This window comes from Accumulibacter sp. (assembly GCF_023806625.1).
In the GTDB taxonomy this organism is placed as follows: Bacteria; Pseudomonadota; Gammaproteobacteria; order Burkholderiales; family Rhodocyclaceae; genus Accumulibacter.
Map to the genome: position 1 here is coordinate 44927 of NZ_JAMTDX010000093.1, position 16464 is coordinate 61390.

12 protein-coding genes and 1 other RNA gene are annotated in these 16464 nt (G+C 66.6%); 5 read left to right on the forward strand and 8 right to left on the reverse strand.

The features are described from left to right. Positions 1 to 2 precede the first annotated feature (2 nt). Entirely contained in the window at positions 3 to 1001 is a 999-nt protein-coding gene (gene fliG / locus NFW05_RS14720; RefSeq protein ID WP_295308462.1) for a flagellar motor switch protein FliG, read from the reverse strand. Then, positions 991 to 2727, reverse strand: a complete 1737-nt coding sequence (fliF, locus tag NFW05_RS14725) for a flagellar basal-body MS-ring/collar protein FliF (RefSeq protein WP_295308465.1) — start codon at positions 2725 to 2727, stop codon at positions 991 to 993. The genes fliG and fliF overlap by 11 nt, the downstream gene beginning before the upstream one ends. A 107-nt stretch (positions 2728 to 2834) precedes the next feature. Here fliF and NFW05_RS14730 point away from each other — a divergent pair, with 107 nt between their 5' ends. The 4 genes from NFW05_RS14730 (at position 2835) to ssrA (ending at position 6109) form a co-directional block, all read left to right on the forward strand. Beyond that, positions 2835 to 4013 (forward strand): ATP-binding protein, encoded by a 1179-nt coding sequence (locus NFW05_RS14730; RefSeq protein WP_295308468.1) that lies wholly within the window; start codon positions 2835 to 2837, stop codon positions 4011 to 4013. 14 nt (positions 4014 to 4027) lie between these two features. After that, on the forward strand, positions 4028 to 5398 hold the full coding sequence (locus tag NFW05_RS14735; protein WP_295308471.1) for a sigma-54 dependent transcriptional regulator: 1371 nt from the start codon (positions 4028 to 4030) through the stop codon (positions 5396 to 5398). A 72-nt stretch (positions 5399 to 5470) separates the two neighbouring features. Then, on the forward strand, positions 5471 to 5794 hold the full coding sequence (gene fliE / locus NFW05_RS14740; protein ID WP_295308474.1) for a flagellar hook-basal body complex protein FliE: 324 nt from the start codon (positions 5471 to 5473) through the stop codon (positions 5792 to 5794). An 11-nt stretch (positions 5795 to 5805) separates the two neighbouring features. After that, positions 5806 to 6109: a transfer-messenger RNA gene (ssrA, locus tag NFW05_RS14745) on the forward strand. Between the two features lie 55 nt (positions 6110 to 6164). On the opposite strand, the gene NFW05_RS14750 is transcribed toward ssrA, so the two are convergent. The 5 genes from NFW05_RS14750 to NFW05_RS14770 form a co-directional block, all read right to left on the reverse strand. Next, positions 6165 to 6524, reverse strand: coding sequence for a hypothetical protein (locus NFW05_RS14750; RefSeq protein ID WP_295308477.1), 360 nt, complete (start codon positions 6522 to 6524; stop codon positions 6165 to 6167). Positions 6525 to 6817: 293 nt separating this feature from the next. Continuing rightward, the gene (locus tag NFW05_RS14755) at positions 6818 to 8347 is read right to left on the reverse strand and encodes a bifunctional aminoglycoside phosphotransferase/ATP-binding protein (protein WP_295308480.1); all 1530 of its coding nucleotides are present in this window, start codon (positions 8345 to 8347) and stop codon (positions 6818 to 6820) included. Positions 8348 to 8350: 3 nt separating this feature from the next. Beyond that, positions 8351 to 11026 (reverse strand): cation-transporting P-type ATPase, encoded by a 2676-nt coding sequence (locus tag NFW05_RS14760; RefSeq protein WP_295308483.1) that lies wholly within the window; start codon positions 11024 to 11026, stop codon positions 8351 to 8353. A 342-nt stretch (positions 11027 to 11368) separates the two neighbouring features. After that, on the reverse strand, positions 11369 to 13048 hold the full coding sequence (locus NFW05_RS14765) for a CorA family divalent cation transporter (protein WP_295308486.1): 1680 nt from the start codon (positions 13046 to 13048) through the stop codon (positions 11369 to 11371). A 117-nt stretch (positions 13049 to 13165) separates the two neighbouring features. Continuing rightward, a complete protein-coding gene (locus tag NFW05_RS14770) occupies positions 13166 to 14083 on the reverse strand; it encodes a fructosamine kinase family protein (RefSeq protein WP_295308489.1) in 918 nt (305 codons plus the stop codon). Between the two features lie 276 nt (positions 14084 to 14359). Between NFW05_RS14770 and NFW05_RS14775 the strand changes: the two genes are divergently transcribed. Further along, a complete protein-coding gene (locus NFW05_RS14775) occupies positions 14360 to 14686 on the forward strand; it encodes a hypothetical protein (RefSeq protein WP_295308492.1) in 327 nt (108 codons plus the stop codon). 142 nt (positions 14687 to 14828) lie between these two features. Here NFW05_RS14775 and NFW05_RS14780 read toward each other — a convergent pair whose 3' ends face one another. After that, positions 14829 to 16310, reverse strand: coding sequence for a diguanylate cyclase (locus NFW05_RS14780; protein ID WP_295308494.1), 1482 nt, complete (start codon positions 16308 to 16310; stop codon positions 14829 to 14831). Positions 16311 to 16464: the final 154 nt, after the last annotated feature.

Consider the following 16464-nt stretch of genomic DNA (forward strand, 5'->3'; position numbering starts at 1 on the left):
TCTCAGACCATTTCCTCACCGCCCGCGCCGCCGAGGACGATCTGCCCTTCGTCGGCGAGACGGCGGACGATCTTGAGGATCTCCTTCTGTTCGGCTTCGACCTCCGAGACGCGCACCGGGCCGCGCGATTCGAGGTCCTCGCGGAGCATTTCGGAGGCCCGCTGCGACATGTTCCGGAAAATCTTGTCGCGCAGCGCTTCGCTGGCCCCCTTCATCGCCAGGATCAGCGACTCCGACTGAATCTCGCGCAGCAGCAACTGGATCGCTCGGTCCTCGAGATCGAGGAGATTCTCGAAAACGAACATCTCGTCGAGGATCTTCTGTGCGAGGTCGGGGTCGTATTCGCGGATCGACTCGAGAACCGCGGCTTCGTTGGCGCTGCCCATGAAGTTGAGGATTTCGGCGACCGTGCGCACGCCGCCCATCGCCGATTTCTTCATCCCTCCGGCTGTCGAGAGCAGCCGGACCATCACGTCGTTGAGTTCCTGAAGCGCCTCGGGCTGGATGCCCTCGAGGGTGGCCACACGCAGGATCACGTCGTTGCGCAGGCGCTCGGGGAAATGATTGAGGATGTCGCTGGCATGATCATGGGCGAGATGGACGAGGATCGTGGCGATGATCTGCGGGTGCTCGTTGCGGATCAGGTCGGCGACGGTCGGCGCGTCCATCCACTTCAGACCCTCGATCCCCTTGGTGTCTCCGGGCTGGAGAATGCGCGAGATCAGGTTCGATGCCTTGTCGTCGCCAAGCGCCTTGGTGAGCACCGAACGGACGTAGCTGTCGGTGTCGACATGGACTGCGGCCGATTCCTCGGCCGACTTGTGGAACTCGGCGAGCACTTCCTCGACCCGCGCGCGGGGGACCGACTTCAGTGTGGCCATCGCCTGACCGAGCCGCTGCACCTCGCGTGGGCCGAGGTGGCGGAGGACTTCAGCCGCGTAGTCCTCGCCGAGCGCGATGAGCAGGATGGCGCTCTTCTCGATGCCGTCGTCAGCTGGCATTGGCGCCGGTCCATTGCCTGATGATGTTCGCCACAGCCTGCGGGTCCCGCTGAGCGAGTGCCCGCGCCTCGGCGAGCTTGCGTTCGAGGATCTCGCTGGCCGTCGGAGCGCGTTCGCCGACTTCCTCTTCGGCCTCCTCGCCGGCGACCAGATCGATGCGTCCACCTGGCGCCGTCTCGGCGCCGGCAGGGCGCTCGAGCATCGTCCTGACCAGTGGCCGGACGACACCGAGCAGCAGGTAGGCGATGATCGCGGCAATCGTCCCGTACTTGACGAGATCGCGGCCCACGGCGAGCGTCTCGGGGTCTCGCCATGGCGGAATTCCTTCTTCCTTTTCGGTGGCCGTGAACGGGGCGTTGGCCACCGAGATGCTGTCGCCTCGCTCCTTGCTGAAACCCATGGCTTCCTTGACCAGGTCGCTGATCTGCTTGAGTTCGCCGTCGGGCAGCGGCTTGCTCACCGGCTTGCCGTCCTTGCCGACGTCCTTGCGCTGGTTGATCACCACGGCGCCGGAGAGTCGCCGGATCGTGCCGACCGCCTGTCGGACGTGGCGGATCGTCCTGTCGACCTCGTAGTTGATCGTCGAATTCTTCGTCGTACTGAGCGGTTGTGCGATGCTCGCGATCGGCGCCTGGACGCCGGCGGCGTTGATCTGCCCAGGCAGCGGCGGGGTCGCCGTACCGCCCGTTCCCGCGCCGGCCGCCGGCGGCTGAGTCAGCGGGGCGGTCGCCGGGACCGGCGGCTGGTTGCTCAGCGCTCCCGGCACTCCCTGGGCAGTCGGGCTGGTCGTCGCCGTCTCGCTGCTCTGCTGGCTGCGGATGGTGATTTCCGGAGGCGTCGCGTTCGGGCGATGCGTTTCGGCCGTTTGCTCGGTCTGTGAGAAGTCGATGTCCGCGGCGATCTGGACACGTGCGTTTCCCGGTCCGACGATCGGCGCGAGGATGTCCTCGACGCGCTTGATGATCGCCGCCTCGACCTCGTGGACGTACTTGACCTGCGTCGGATCGAGCCCGGCCTCGAGCAGGCGGCTCTTCATTTGCGAGAGGAGCGTTCCGCTCTGGTCGAGGACCGTGACGCTCGACGGCGAGAGTTGCGGCACGCTCGCCGCGACGAGGTTCTGGATTCCGGCGATCTGCGCCGCATCGAGCGCCCTTCCGGCGTACAGGTTGAGCATCACCGACGCCGACGGCTTGAGTTCCTCGCGCATGAAGACCGTCGGCTTGGGTATCGCGAGATGGACTCGTGCAGACTGGACGGCGGCGATCGACTGGATCGTGCGTGACAGTTCGCCTTCGAGACCGCGCTGGTAATTGACCTGTTCGGCAAACTGGCTGATGCCAAACTTCTGGCCCTCCATCAGCTCGAAGCCGACCGCTCCGCCCCTCGGCAGCCCCTGCGAGGCCAGGCGCAAGCGCACGTCGTGGACCCGGCTCGAGGGAACGAGGATCGCATTGCCCGATTCGGTGAACCGGTAGGGAACGTTCATCTGCTCGAGCGCGGCGATGATCGCACCGCCGTCGCGTTCCGAGACGTTCGAGAAGAGAATCCTGTACTCGCCCTGGCGGAGCAGCGTCGCGGCGGCGACGAGCAGGGCGATCACCACGGCCAGCGAGACCATCAGGACGACCTTCTGGCGGTTGCTCAGGCGCGCGAAGGCCTCGCGAGCGCGATCGACCAGCTTGCCGCCGGTGGGGTTTGCAGTGCCCTCGGTTCCGACTGCGGCCATGCTCCGTGAGACGTCGATGGTCCTGCGATCAGGCAGGCAGGGAGGAAGAGAAAAGACCGATAATTACGCCGATATTGTAGCGGTTAGTGTATGGGACTTGCCATTCGATGACCGAACTTGACCGGTTAACGGGTCAGGACGCTCGGGCGCAGGAACTGCAGCGCGCCTTCGACGTGTTCAACCAGGTTTCCGAGGCGCTGACACAGGCGTACCAGGAACTCCAGGGGCGCGTCGAGTCGCTGACTGCCGAACTCGCCGTGGCCAACGGCGAACTGCGTCGCCAGTACGAAGAGAAGCAGGCGCTGTCCGAACGTCTCGCGCTGCTGCTCAATGCGTTGCCGGCCGGAGTCGTCGTGGTCGACTGCGCGGCGCGGGTCAGCGAGGCCAACCCGGCCGCGCGCGAGATGTTCGGCGAAGCGATCATCGGCGAGGACTGGCCCGTTCTCGCCGCGGCGCGACTCGTTCAGGCCGGGACACCCGGCGAGTGGTGCCTCGGCGAGCGGCGCCTCGCAGTCGTCGAGAGCCCGCTGGATTCGGCCGGAGGCCGGATCCTGCTCCTCCACGACGTCACCGCGGCGCATCGCCTGAAGGCCGACCTGGAGCGCAACCAGCGTCTGGCTGCGATGGGCGAGATGGCCGCTTCGCTCGCTCACCAGTTGCGCACACCGCTGGCCACGGCGCTGCTGTACAGCGCCAACCTCGGACAGGACGACTTGCCCGATGCCGCGCGCAGGCGCTTCGCCGAGCGGACCAGCGCGCAACTCAGGCGGCTCGAGCGCTTGATCCAGGACGTACTGCTCTTCGCGCGCGGCGGCAGCATGGGCCGTGATACGATCTCGGTCCGGCAACTGCTCGGTGACGCCGTGCACGCCGTGCAGCCGCTGTTCGCGTCAGGCAGCGTGGCTTTCGAGGTCGCCTGTCTGGCGCGAGAAGTCGTCGTCGTCGGCAACCGCAAGGCCCTCGCCGGAGCTCTGGTCAGTCTGCTCGAAAACGCCCTGCAGGCGTGCTCGCCAGGCGCGCGCGTGGTTCTCGGTGCGGAAGTGGCCGGAGACAGTCTGCGGATCAGCGTTTCGGATACCGGTTCAGGGATTCCGGTCGAGGTCCAGGAGCGTGTCTTCGAACCCTTCTTCACCACCCGCGGTCAGGGAACCGGGCTCGGACTGGCGATCGCCCTCGGCGTTGCACGAGCCCACGGCGGGAGCCTGAGCCTGCGCTCGGCTCCGGGCGAAGGCGCGGAATTCCTGATGCTTCTGCCTTTGGAGGCAGCGGCGGGAGACGAAGACTGAAGTCCGGACGCGATATGGGCGGTGGAATGCCGATTCTGGTGGTCGAGGACGACCCGGCGCTGCGCGAGGCGCTCTGCGATACGCTCGAACTGGCGGGCCACGCGGTGCTCGGTGCAGCCGGCGCCGAGGAGGCGTTGCGCCTGCTCGCCGCGCGCGATGTCTCACTGGTGGTCAGTGACGTGCGCATGCTGCCGGTCGACGGGATCGCGCTGCTCAAGGAGATTCGCCAGCGCTTCGCTTTCCTGCCGGTCGTCCTGATGACCGCCTTCGCCGACGTCGATCGCGCCGTCGAGGCGATGCGCGCGGGTGCCTGCGACTTTCTGCTCAAGCCCTTCGACGCGCAGGTGCTGCTCGCTCACGTCCTGCGCTACCGGCTTCCGGGGACGGTCACCAGCGACGGGGTGATCGCCACCGACCCGGTGAGCATGCATCTCTTCGCACTCGCCGCCCGGGTCGCGCAGACCGACGCGACGGTCCTGCTGACCGGCGAGAGCGGTGTCGGCAAGGAGGTCGTCGCGCGGTACATCCACCAGCACTCGGCGCGACGCGGTGGACCTTTCGTGGCCATCAACTGTGCGGCGATCCCCGAGAGCCTCCTTGAAGCTACCCTGTTTGGCCACGAGAAGGGTGCCTTCAGCGGCGCACAGAATGCGCAGCCAGGCAAGTTCGAGCAGGCGCAGGGCGGTACCCTGCTGCTCGACGAGATCACCGAAATGCAGCCGGCGCTGCAGGCCAAGCTGCTGCGTGTCCTCCAGGAGCGCGAAGTCGAGAGGGTCGGCGGGCGCAAGCCGATCGTCCTCGACATCCGGGTCATCGCGACGACCAACCGCGACATGTCCGACGCCGTCGCCAGGGGAGCGTTCCGCGAAGACCTCTATTATCGGCTCAACGTCTTCCCGTTGCCGATCCCGGCCTTGCGGCAGCGCGTTCGCGACGTCGTTCCGCTCGCCCGCCATTTCCTGGTCGCCCACGGCAGCCGCGGCGGCCGGCCGGGTCTGCGTTTCTCCGCCGCAGCCGAATCCGCCCTCGAGGCTCACCCGTGGCCGGGCAACGTGCGCGAACTCGAGAACGTCATCCAGAGGGCGGTCATCCTCGCTGCCGGAGAACTCGTCGAGGCCGCTGACCTGCAACTCGCCGGCAGCAGCCATTCGGGTGTGGCCAGCGAGCCCGCGCCATCGCCCGGTTCACTGTCCGTGGCCGGCCGCCGGACGCCGAGAGCCGGGCAGAGTGACGAGTTGCGCGAAGTCGAGCGCGAGCACATACTGGAGACGCTCGCTGCGGTCGGCGGCTCGCGCAAACTCGCCGGCCAGCGCCTTGGAATGCCCGAGCGAACGCTGCGCCACAAGCTTCGGCAGTACCGGATCGAGGGTTTTCTGAAAGGGTGAGCGAGCGGCGCTGCCTGGGCGCATCAAGGTACGCTTCTTGCTTGGACTCTGTGCGACAGCGGAGGGAATCAGGTGGAAACCAAGGGTATTGACCAGATGCTCAACGTCTTGCGGGCGACCTCCACGGCAGCCGCCAACCGTTCACCCGAGGGTTCGGCCGTCCCCGGAACGGCGGTCGACTTCGCTCAGGTTCTGCAGACGTCGATCGACCGCGTCAGCCAGACGCAGGAACAGGCGGAAGCGCTGGCGGCAAGTTTTGCCGCCGGCAACTCGGGTGAGAACCTGCACGAGGTAATGATCGCCCTGCAGAAGGCCAACCTCTCTTTCCAGGAGATGATCCAGGTCCGCAACAAGTTGGTCTCGGCCTATCACGACGTGATGAACATGCAGGTCTGACCGAGCCGGGCGGTCTGCAGGGTCTTGAACTCGTCCGCTTCTGGCCCCATAATACTGAACATGGTCGTAATCCCGGCGAACCGGAGGCATTCTGGACGCGGGTTCGATTCCCGCCACCTCCACCACTACGGGGGTGTACTGGCTTCGACAGGGTGAAGCAAGGCAAGCAGGCGACCCGAGAGGCGACGGACGTAATCCGCGCAAATCAATAAACGCCAACGATGAGCGTTTCGCACTGGCCGCTTGAGGCCTGCTGAGGACATAGCCTTCCGATAAACAGAATGGCTATCGACGGGGGCTTCGGCCCCCGTCGCTTTTTCTGGTGATCTCGGTGACGAACCGCGCACGGCTCGGGGGGCTGGGCGTTGCCCTAATCGTGATGTCTGGCGGTTTCGTGACCGCGTTCCTCGCCGAAGCCGGTCAACTGGGACTCGAGTTCGTTGAAGCGGGCTGCGCCCGACTGATTGAGGCGCGAGAGGCGGCGCATCAGGCGTTGCTGGGCGAAGGTCTCCGAGGGGTCGGGCTTGCCGAGCAGATACTCCGAGCCACGTCGGGTGATCACGACCATCGAGTTCGAATCCAGGCTGTAGCCGGTCACCGGCGATGTCCGGATGTGTGAAGACGACGGAAAGCGTGGATTGTTGCCGTACACCCGGCCCTCGATGCACACCAGAACCTCATTGTCCCGGGTGACGAGTTCGAGCATTTTCCAGTTGTTGAGGATGTTCATGGCGCTGCCCCTGTGCTGACGAGACGCGATCCGCGGCATTGTACGCGAGATGCGGATGCTGAAGTCGATCTGAGCCCGCACGCGGCGGCGCTGAAAAGGGCCGTCGGTTGCGCGCCACCGGATGGACCCCGAGACTCCCAAAGCAAGAATTCTGCCATCTCCTCCGAGAATCGATGACAGACATTAAATCAGACTATTGAATGGGCAACGCAATGCCTCTGGTGTCGCCGCTGTAAAATTTCCCGACAGCGGCCAATGGCGACGATGGCGGACGCTGTGCGACGCCGTGCGGTTCATTCGCCCCTGGGCACGTCGGGCGGGCGGGATGGGTCGATCAGGCAGCTGCGCTCATCGGCCGAAAGGCGTTCGACATGCGCCAGTTGTCGCTCGAGAACCGCGAGGGTCGCCTCCGAGGCGTCCCTTCGTCGGGCCAGCCGGCCCTGGACGCGGGCCCTGAGCTGGGCCCGCGTCGCCTGCGGGGCGACGATCCGGAAGGCAACCCCGGTCTCGCTGGCCAGGGCCCGGAAATCGTCGCGCCGCGATCTTTCGAGAAAGGCGGCGTCTACGATCACCGACCACTTTGCGTCGAGGAGTTCGGCGGCGAGCCCGCGCAGGCGCCGGTAGGTCAGCTCGCTGGCTTCGGGAGCATAGATCCCGCCGTTGATCGGCGACCCGCTTCCCGAGGCGGCGCTCAGGCCAAACAGACGTTTGCGCTCGACGTCGGAACGCAGGCGAATCGTCGCTGCTGCCTGGTCGGTGAGCAGCAGCCGGCGCGAGGCGCGGCTCTTGCCGCAACCGGCAACGCCATGGGTGATGATCAGTTGCGGGGAGGGCGGGGCAACGAGTCGTTCAGCCAAGGCAAGGTATTGGCGGGCGATGGCGGCATCGTCCGCGCGCTGGGTCGAGCGGATCGCGGCGACCTTCGCGCGGACGAGGGCGCGGTAGACCGCGTAGAAGCGCAGGACCCGGGCCGCGGGATAGTCGCCGCTGCTGGCCAGCCATTCGTTGAGCAGCCAGCAAGCGAAGCCCGGCTGATCATGGTCGAGCAGGTCAACGTAGGTGAAGGCGATTTCGCTGGCCACGTCGATCCAGCGCAGCGCCTCGTTGAACTCGATGCAGTCGAACAGCATGAATCGTCCGTCGACGAGGACGATGTTGCCGAGATGGAGGTCGCCGTGGCACTCGCGGATTCGACCGGTCGCCTTGCGCTCGGCGAAGACCGCCTGAAGGCGTCCGGATTCGGCGTTTGTCCACTCGTCGAGGCGCGCCAGGCGACGCTGCTCGTCCGGCTCGGCCAGCAAATCGCGAAGTTCGTCGAAGTTCTCGCTGACCGGGGCGAGCACTTGGCCGGGGTCGCCCCACGGGCTGCCGATGGGCGCCTGCCGGGCCTGCTCGTGGAAATCGGCGATCGTCTGGGCGAGCTGCGAGACCTGCTCCCGGCGCAGTTGACGGCGGGCGCAGAGCCGGTCGGCGCGTCCGGCTTCGACGAAGCGGCGCATGCGCACTGCGAACTCGATCGCCGGGCCGCTGCCGCCGATCCTTGGGTCGTCGGCCTGGCCGGTGATCGGCACGACGCCGAGATACAGGTCGGCCGCGAACCGCCGGTTCAGCTGGAGCTCGGCTTCGCAACACGCGCGCCGCTTGTCGAGCGTGCCGTAGTCGAGGAAGGGAAGGGTCAGGGGCTTCTTGACCTTGTACGCGTAATCGCCGGCGAGCAGCAGCCACGAGGCGTGCGTTTCGACGAGTTCGACACGTTCCGCGGGATCGGGATAGCGTGCCGGATCGAGAAGGCTGGCGATCAGTGGGGGCAACTCGGCGGGCATCGGTCAGATCCGGGCATTCGTGCGTACGGCCGCCTTGCGCAGCTCCTCGAGTGAGCCCATGAGCACGGCGCAGCCGAACGCGAAGACCCAGCTCGCGGTAGCCAGCGGCGCCGTGCCGAAGAGCCAGTTACCGGCTGGAGTGTAGACGATCAGCAGGATCACTGCCAGTTCGGCGGCGACGCCGAGGAGCAGGAAGCGATTCGCGGCTGCCCCGCCGGTCAGCGAAGATCGCTGCAGGTGACGGCATAGGAACACATTGATCATCTGCATGACGACGATCGTCCCCAGGCAGGCGGTGGTCGCCTCGAGGTACAGCGGGGCGGAGCGATCGAGCGCTTCACCGTAAACCCAGCCGCCGCCACCGAGCACGACAAAGAACGCAGCCATCGATCCGGCGGCTTCGAGCAAACCGAGGAAGAGGTAGGCACGAGCCAGCAGACCCCAGGAGAGCAGCCGTTCGTGGCGCGCACGCGGGGGGCGCTTCATCACCGCCGGGTCGGGTTTCTCGGCGCCGAGCGCCAGCGCCGGGAGCATGTCGGTCCCGAGGTCGACGGCGAGGATCTGAATGATCGTCAGCGGCAGGGGAATGCGCAGCAGGACGTAGGCGAGATAGGGAACGAGCTCAGGGATGTTCGAGGCCAGGATGTAGGTCAGGAACTTGCGGATGTTCTCGAATACCGCCCGGCCTTCCTCGATTGCCGCGACGATGCTCGCGAAGTTGTCGTCGAGCAGGATCAGGTCGGCGGCCGCCTTGGCCACGTCGGTTCCGGCGATGCCCATGGCGATGCCGATGTCGGCCGCCTTGAGCGCCGGCGCGTCGTTGACGCCGTCGCCGGTCACCGCGACGATCTCGCCCTTGTTTTTCAGCGCCTCGACGATGCGCATCTTCTGTTCCGCCGCGACGCGAGCGAAGAGCACCTCGGGTGCGTCGAGGGCCAGTTGCAGCTGGGTCGGGGACATCAGGCGCAACTGTTCGCCGACGATGACCACCGGCAGCTCGCTGCGGATCAGTCCGATCTGCCGGGCGATGGCCAGCCCGGTGCGCGGGTGGTCGCCGGTGACCATGATGATCCGGATTCCCGCTTCGGAGCAGCGGGCGATCGCCTCCGGGACCTGCGGCCGCGGCGGATCTTCGAGCCCGATCAGTCCGGCGAGAATCATCTGCTCCTCGGCGCCCGGGGCGTCGCCGCCCATCCTGCGGTGGGCGAAGGCGAGCACGCGCAGGCCTGCGCCGGCCATTTCGTCCTGCGCGGCGAGCAGTCGACCGCAGGCGGCCGGATCGATCGGCACGACCCCGGCTGCGGAGTCGAGGAACGAGCAGGTGCCGAGAACCGTCTCGAGCGCGCCCTTGCAGTAGAGCATCGGTCCGTCGGGGGTCGAGCAAAGCACCGACATGCGCTTGCGGTCGGTGTCGAAGGGGATCTCGTCGATGACCCTGAAGTGCTCGACGTTTCCGATCATCTGCCGGCCAGTTTCGGCGAGAGCCATTTCCATCGGGTCGCCGTGCAGCTGCCGCTGCCCCTCCTGCTCGACTTCCTTGAGGTTGTGGCACAGCGCCGCGTTGACGAACAGGTGGTGGTGAGCGCTGGCCAGATCCGGGTGTCTGGCCAATTCGTCGCGGGCGACAAACACATCTGCCACCCACAGCCGATGAACCGACATCCGGTTCTGGGTCAGTGTCCCGGTCTTGTCGCTGCAGATCACCGTCGTCGAACCCAGCGCCTCGACCGCTGGGAGGTGGCGGACGAGCGCGTTGCGTCGGGCCATCCGCTGCGTGGCCATGGCCAGCGAGAGCGTCACTGTTGGCAGCAGGCCCTCGGGGACGTTGGCGACGATGATGCCGATCGCGAAGAGCAGATTCTCCCAGGTCGGCAGGCCGATCGCCTGCCCGACGAAGAACAGCGCGATGCCGGTGCCGGTTGCCAGAAAGGCGACGATTCGCGAGAGCCGGGCGATCTCGCGTTGCAATGGCGAAGCGGTCTCACCGGCCGTCTGCGTCAGGTGGGCGATGCGTCCGAACTCGGTGCGCATGCCGGTCGCGTAGACGACGGCGCGCGCCTGACCCGAGACGACCGTCGTTCCGGCGAGAACGACGTTGCGCGCCTGAAGGGGTGACTCCTCGCTGCTCGGCGCGACACCGCGCGCCTTGGCCAGCGATTCACCGGTGACCGTCGACAGATTGACGCGCAGTCCGAGGACCTCGATTAGCCGGCAGTCGGCCGGGACGAAGTCGCCCTCGTCGAGCAGGACGACGTCGCCGGGGACCAGCTCGCGGGCAAGGATTCCGGCCACTTCGCCGTTGCGCAGCGCCTTCACCCTTTGGGGCAGCAGCTGACGCAGCGCCGCGACCGCGCGCTCGGCCTTGTATTCCTGCCAGAAGGAGAAGACGCCGTTGATCACGATCACACCGACGATCGCTACCCCGAGGCGCGCCATTCCCTGGCCCGGGTCGAAATGCTCGGCAAGGAACGACAGCGCGGCGCCGATCCACAGGATGATCGCGAAGAAGTGCGTGAATTCCTGGGCGAAGCGCAGGAGCAGGTGGGGACGCTCGATCTCCTCGAGGTCGTTGGCTCCGAATTCGGCGAGACGGCGAGCCGCCTCCTCGCCGCGCAGGCCGCGCGACGAGCTGTTCAGGCTCTGCAGCGCCTGCTCGACCGTCAGGGAATGGATGCGCACGGGTTCGAGTTCCTCGAAACGCAGCGAAGGCTCAGGCGAGAATCTACACTGCCTGGAGCCCGCGGTCACATCCTGCCTTGCCCGCGACCACGAACGCCGCAAGCTGCGTGGCCTCGCGCCTCGCGCGAGCGTCGCGTCCAGGTGAGCGTTGCCGGAGTCCGATGTGCGGGCGCACGCTTCCGTTGTCTTCCCGAGAGAGGCACGATCGGCCGCGCGCTCGACGCTGGTCGAGGTGCGGGGTCATCGATCTGTCATCGGCCGATGCCCGGCCTGGTGGCCTTCGTCAGGTCTCGGCCCGTGCTTGCTCGGCGACGACGATCGGTGGCTGGCCCGGCGGGCTGGTCAGCCATCACGGGTGCTTTGGCCGGCAGCTCCTTTCGGCCGCTTCTTCCGCCACACCGGAACGAGTGCCGCGAGCTTGTCCCGGTTCGACAGTCGCTCGTCGGAGAGCGCCTCGAGAAAGTCGGAAAGCGGCTTGGATTTGGCGACCGCGAAACCGGTGAGCAACAGAGAGGGAATCGCGACGAGGGTGAACAAGACGATCCGCTCGGACAGCGGCGCGCTCGCCGCGTCGATCAGGTTCATCCCGAGAAAACCAGTGGTGATCGTCGCGACCAGACCGGCGGTGGTCACCACGGTCAGCCGGACGACGGTATTGGCTTGCCGGCGCAGGCTGTCGCTGTCGAGGTACTGGCTCATGTCCTGGATCTCCTCGCGCAGTTCGGAGTAGAGGCGCTCGGTACCGAGGTGGTCGCGGGTCATGCTGAACAGCGCTCTGGCCTGGGTCTGGTCGGAAATCTCGTGGAACCAGTAGCGATGGCTGAAGCGCAGGAAGACTTCGAGGATCTGGCGGATCGCCCGCTTGAACTGCTTGACCGACTCGGCGCTGCCGATTTCGAGGCGATTGAGTGCCGTGACCAGGCGGTCGGAGAGCATCAGCAGCGCGGCCTTGTGGAAGTGCGGAATCAGCGCGAGCAGGAAGAACTGATGGCGGAACTGGCCGAGCAAGCCCTTCTCGAGGTCGCAGAAATAACTGTCGTGCGCGCTGCCGACCATCACGAAGGCATGGCCGCAGGACATCAGGCGGGTTCCCGGCTGCTCGGCCTGCGGGTGCCAGAAGCGATCGAAGCAGTAACGGCTCTCGAAGCCTTGAAGGTGCTCGTCGGAGTAGGGCAGCGAACCCTTCTTTCCGGGGCCGGTCACCAGAACCAGCCGGGCAAAGTCGCCACGCGTCAATGAGTGTGGATCGTCCATCGCCAGATAGGCGAGCAAGGGCATGCGGTGATATTCGATCTGGCGGTAGCGGACCGGACCCGATTCGTCGGAATGATGGAGGACCAGCGGGCGCAGAATGAACTCCCAGTGTGACGAGATGCACGGTGCGCGAAAACGGCTGACGAAGTGCAGATACTTGCTGCGCCGTTCGTAGTCTGACGCGGCCAGGATGTCGCCCTGGGTTCCGATCCACTCGCAGCGCCGGAGACAGTGACCGCCGCTGCCGTCGTCGTCCCAGTGCGGCGGATACGCGCGGCCGAAGCGGTACAGCGTGTCGAGGACCTGATGCAGCTCGAGGTCGTCGGCGCAGATCTCGACGACCAGGATGACGGCGTCGATGTCGTAGAAGAAGTAGAGGTCGAGATGGACGACCTCGAAATCGATCGGCTCCTCGCGATCCTTGAAGCTCATCCGGACTCTCGCCACGTCGTGGCGGCGGAAGACGCGGATCGGCGACTCGCCGAAGGGCGCGGGTGCGCCGTGGGCGCTGCCCTCGCCGTAGAGGAAGCGCTGCACGTAAGGGAGGAAGGTGACGAACTCACTGTAGTGTCGTTCGTGGAACTGCGCGGGGTCGCCCGAGAACTCGTCGGCCAGCTCACGCCAAGGATTGTCCGTGGTCGGCTTTTCGAGCAGCTGGTAGTGCTCGGCCAGCGGGCCCGACGGGTCGAGCGGCATCAGCTGCAGTGGCCAGAGGAGGATTTGCCGGAAGTGGCCGACTCGCTGTCTGCTGCTGCTCGACTGATCCATGGGGGTCTCCCGAAAGGCGGCGGCGTTGCCTGGGGCTCGCGGGTGCCGTCGTTCGATCAGAACGGCGGCCGACGAGCGCGGCGGGCCCGCCGGTCAAAACCCTGCGCGAACGTGTCGCTAGCCGCTGAGTTCAGCGAGCAGCCTGCTGGTCATCCGCTCGGCCTCGCGCAGGTAGCCGCGCCCAAAAAGGTTGAGGTGGTTGAGCACATGATAAAGGTTGTAGAGCGTCTTGCGCTGCTCGTAGCCGTCGGCGAGCGGCCACGCGTCGCGGTAGGCCGCGTAGAAACTGTCTGGAAATCCGCCAAACAGCTCGGTCATCGCCAGGTCGGCCTCGCGGTCACCGTGATAGACCGCCGGATCGAAGACCGCGAGCCTGCCCGAATCGTCGCTGGCCACGTTGCCCGACCAGAGGTCGCCGTGGAGCAGACTCGGCGGAGGATCATGGCTCAAGAAAAGGGCGGGCAGCCGTTCTGCGAGCCGCAGGCCATCGTCGATCAGTCGGCCGGCGTGGCCTCGACGCTTCGCCAGTTCGATCTGTGGCAGGAGCCTCTGGCGGGCAAAGAACAGCGGCCAGGTCCGCTGTGCAGCGTTCGGCTGCGGCGTACGGCCGATGAAGTTGTCGCGCGGCCAGCCATGGCGATCGCCGGTGATCCGGTGCAGTTGGGCCAGCGCGCGCCCGGCGCTGATTCCGTCCGCGCGCTCGCGCAGTGGCCGCAGCGGCAGATACTCGAGGATCAGCCAAGCCTGCCCGTCGCTCGTGCCCTGGCCGACGACACGTGGAACGCGCAGCGCCGCGCAAGCGGCGAGAGCGGCCAGACCGTCGACCTCGGCAGCGAACATCGGGGCGTTGCTGGCTTCGTTGAGCTTGACGAAGAAAGGGCGCTGGCCTGCCTCGACGAGCAGGGTGCGCGATATCGAACCACCGCCGATCGGCTTCGCCGTCTCGATCCTCGTTGGCGAGCCGGTTGTCTGGCCTATCGCCTCGCCGAGCGCGTCGAGCAGCGCGCGGGAGAGCGTCAGGTCGGGCGGGCTCATTGCAGTGGTTCCAGTGGCTGCGGCCAGCGAAGCCTCAACGAACGAGCCGCGGGTCGTCGCGCGCCTCGGCTGCACGTTTCGCAGCCCGGGCGATCGCCCGCATGGGGCTGCCTGCGGGCTTTACTCGGCTCGTCGAATGTGCTGTGATGGGCGGGTTCTTTCCGGTCGCTGGCGGGATGCAGGCACGTCGCCCCGGGCCAGGCCAGCCCGGAGTCGGCGCGGGCGGTCTGCCTGCCGACCGGCTGACCAATCGTTCTGACAAGGGAGTTCGGGATCATGAGAGTCCGTCTGTTCGTCCTTTCCACCTTGTTGGCGCTGGGGCTTGCCGCGTGCAGCGACGACGCCGCGAAGGCCGAGGCGGCGAGAGCCGAAGCGGCGAGGCTTGCCCGCGAGGCGGCACAGAAGGCTGACGAAGCGGCCAGGAAGGCCGGCGAAGCCGTCGGGGCCGCTGCCGAAGCCTCCCGCGAAGCGGGGAAGGATGTGGTCACCGCGACCCGGGAAGCGGGCAAGGACCTCGTCGTCAAGGCGGCAGACGCGACCAGCGAAGCGGCCGACAAAGCCAGGGAGACGGCCGACAAGGCCAAGGCGGCTGTCGGCCGGTAACCTGCAGCGACGAACGCGCCGTCGCCGGCGCGCGACGCAGCGTGCCGGCCTGGCCGTCGGCTCGGTCTTGCCGTGCGCGTCGACGACACCGTCGTCGTGCTGCCGCGAGAAGCGCCGGGGTTGGCCTGCGTCGCCCGACGGCTCAACGTCCAGCTCGGGGAGTCGCGACGTGGCCGGCCGCAGGGAAGGACTGGCTGGCGGCCGTCGCGTCCCCTGCAGGCGCACGCAGGCAATCGAAGAACTGGCGGTCCGCGCCGAGCATGTGGCGGGTGACCACGTCGTAGGCGAGGAACTGGAACACGTCGCCGACTCCCTGTCGGCCGCTCCGGTAGTTGTCCACCAGGCGCAGAGCCTTGTCGACGAGTTCGCGATGGAGAACGACGTGTTCCTCAATGCCGGGAAAGCCGGCGTCGATGATCACCTCTTCCTCGTCGATGAAATGCTGCAGGACGTCGCCGAGCAGGCGGTCGACGATCTCGTCGACGATCCCCGACTGCTCGCCCGAGAGGATCGCGGCGAGCAGGTCGTTGGCGTCGGCAAAGAGCTGCCGGTGCCCGTCGTCGATCCGGAAATCGCCGCACTCGTACGCCGGGCGCCAGACGAGCTGGACGAAATTGGCGACGACGTAATCTCGCGTCTCGCGTGAGTCCCCCTGCAGGGGTGCCAGTTCGACTCGATTGCGGCCCTTCTCCTTGGCCTGGTAAAGCGCCCGGTCGGCCCGCTCGAACCACTGTTCCCAAGTCTCACCGGGCAGGCATTCGGCGACTCCGATGCTGACACTCATCCGGCCGATCGTCGGAAAGGTGGCCCGGGCGATGTGTTCGCGGAGCCTCTCGGCGAGAACGGCGGCCGTTGTCCCGGTCGTGTTCGGCGACACGACGACGAATTCCTCGCCCCCCCAGCGGGCCAGCGAGTCGGAAGTGCGTAGCCGAGCGCGGAGCAGGGCAGCCAGGGCCTGGAGGACCTCGTCTCCGGCGCGGTGGCCGTTCCGGTCGTTGATCTGCTTGAAGTGGTCGATGTCGATCAGCAGCAGGCACACCGCGTGCTGATAGCGGTTCAGCCGGTCCATCTCGCCGCGCACACATTCCTCGAGCCGCCGCCTGTTCCAGGTGCCGGTCAGCCGGTCGGTACTGACCGCCTGTTTGAGTTCATCGACGGTGAGCTGCAGTTCACGATTGCTCTTCAGCAGGCTGGCCACCGTCTTGCGGAATCGGCCGCTTTCGGGTGGCGAGAGTTCGTGGACGATCGAGGCGATCGAACGCAGTTCCTGGTGCGTATCGAAAACCGGGAACTTGAGCCACAGACAGCGGCTGTCGCCGTCGTCGAGCGGCAGCGTCACCTCGACCGAAGCAGCGAGCGATCCGCCGAAGATCTGCTCGTCGCAGCGGGCCAGGGAATCGACCGCCTGGGTCGGCAGGAAGTCGCCCTCGCGCTGGCCCGCCATTCGCCCGGCCTCGACACCGACGAGGCTGGCCAGCGCGCGGTTGGCCAGCAGGTAGCGTCCGTCGAGCGACTTGACCCCGAAGCCGATGCCGTGATCGAGCGGCGAGAGCAGCAAGAGCATGCCCTCCATCCGGATGATGCCCTGTTCTGCCATCGCCTTGATCAGGTCTTCTTCTTCCACTGGCGCTGCCTTTTGCGATTGCCGGCCGGGGTCGCCCGGCCGGGGCTGCTCCTGACGGATCCCATGTCCCGGACAAGGAACAACTATACGACCTTCGCCGGTGGTCACCAAGGACTGGCAGCACTGTAGCCGGGGCGAATAGATAAGCTCAATG

What these genes read in the sequence shown, in the direction of transcription:
- fliG (WP_295308462.1), bottom strand. Translation starts at nt 1,001, where the DNA reads ATGCCAGCTGACGACGGCATCGAGAAGAGCGCCATCCTGCTCATCGCG.
- fliF (WP_295308465.1), bottom strand. Translation starts at nt 2,727, where the DNA reads ATGGCCGCAGTCGGAACCGAGGGCACTGCAAACCCCACCGGCGGCAAG.
- NFW05_RS14730 (WP_295308468.1), top strand. Translation starts at nt 2,835, where the DNA reads ATGACCGAACTTGACCGGTTAACGGGTCAGGACGCTCGGGCGCAGGAA.
- NFW05_RS14735 (WP_295308471.1), top strand. Translation starts at nt 4,028, where the DNA reads ATGGGCGGTGGAATGCCGATTCTGGTGGTCGAGGACGACCCGGCGCTG.
- NFW05_RS14750 (WP_295308477.1), bottom strand. Translation starts at nt 6,524, where the DNA reads ATGAACATCCTCAACAACTGGAAAATGCTCGAACTCGTCACCCGGGAC.
- NFW05_RS14755 (WP_295308480.1), bottom strand. Translation starts at nt 8,347, where the DNA reads ATGCCCGCCGAGTTGCCCCCACTGATCGCCAGCCTTCTCGATCCGGCA.
- NFW05_RS14765 (WP_295308486.1), bottom strand. Translation starts at nt 13,048, where the DNA reads ATGGATCAGTCGAGCAGCAGCAGACAGCGAGTCGGCCACTTCCGGCAA.
- NFW05_RS14770 (WP_295308489.1), bottom strand. Translation starts at nt 14,083, where the DNA reads ATGAGCCCGCCCGACCTGACGCTCTCCCGCGCGCTGCTCGACGCGCTC.
- NFW05_RS14775 (WP_295308492.1), top strand. Translation starts at nt 14,360, where the DNA reads ATGAGAGTCCGTCTGTTCGTCCTTTCCACCTTGTTGGCGCTGGGGCTT.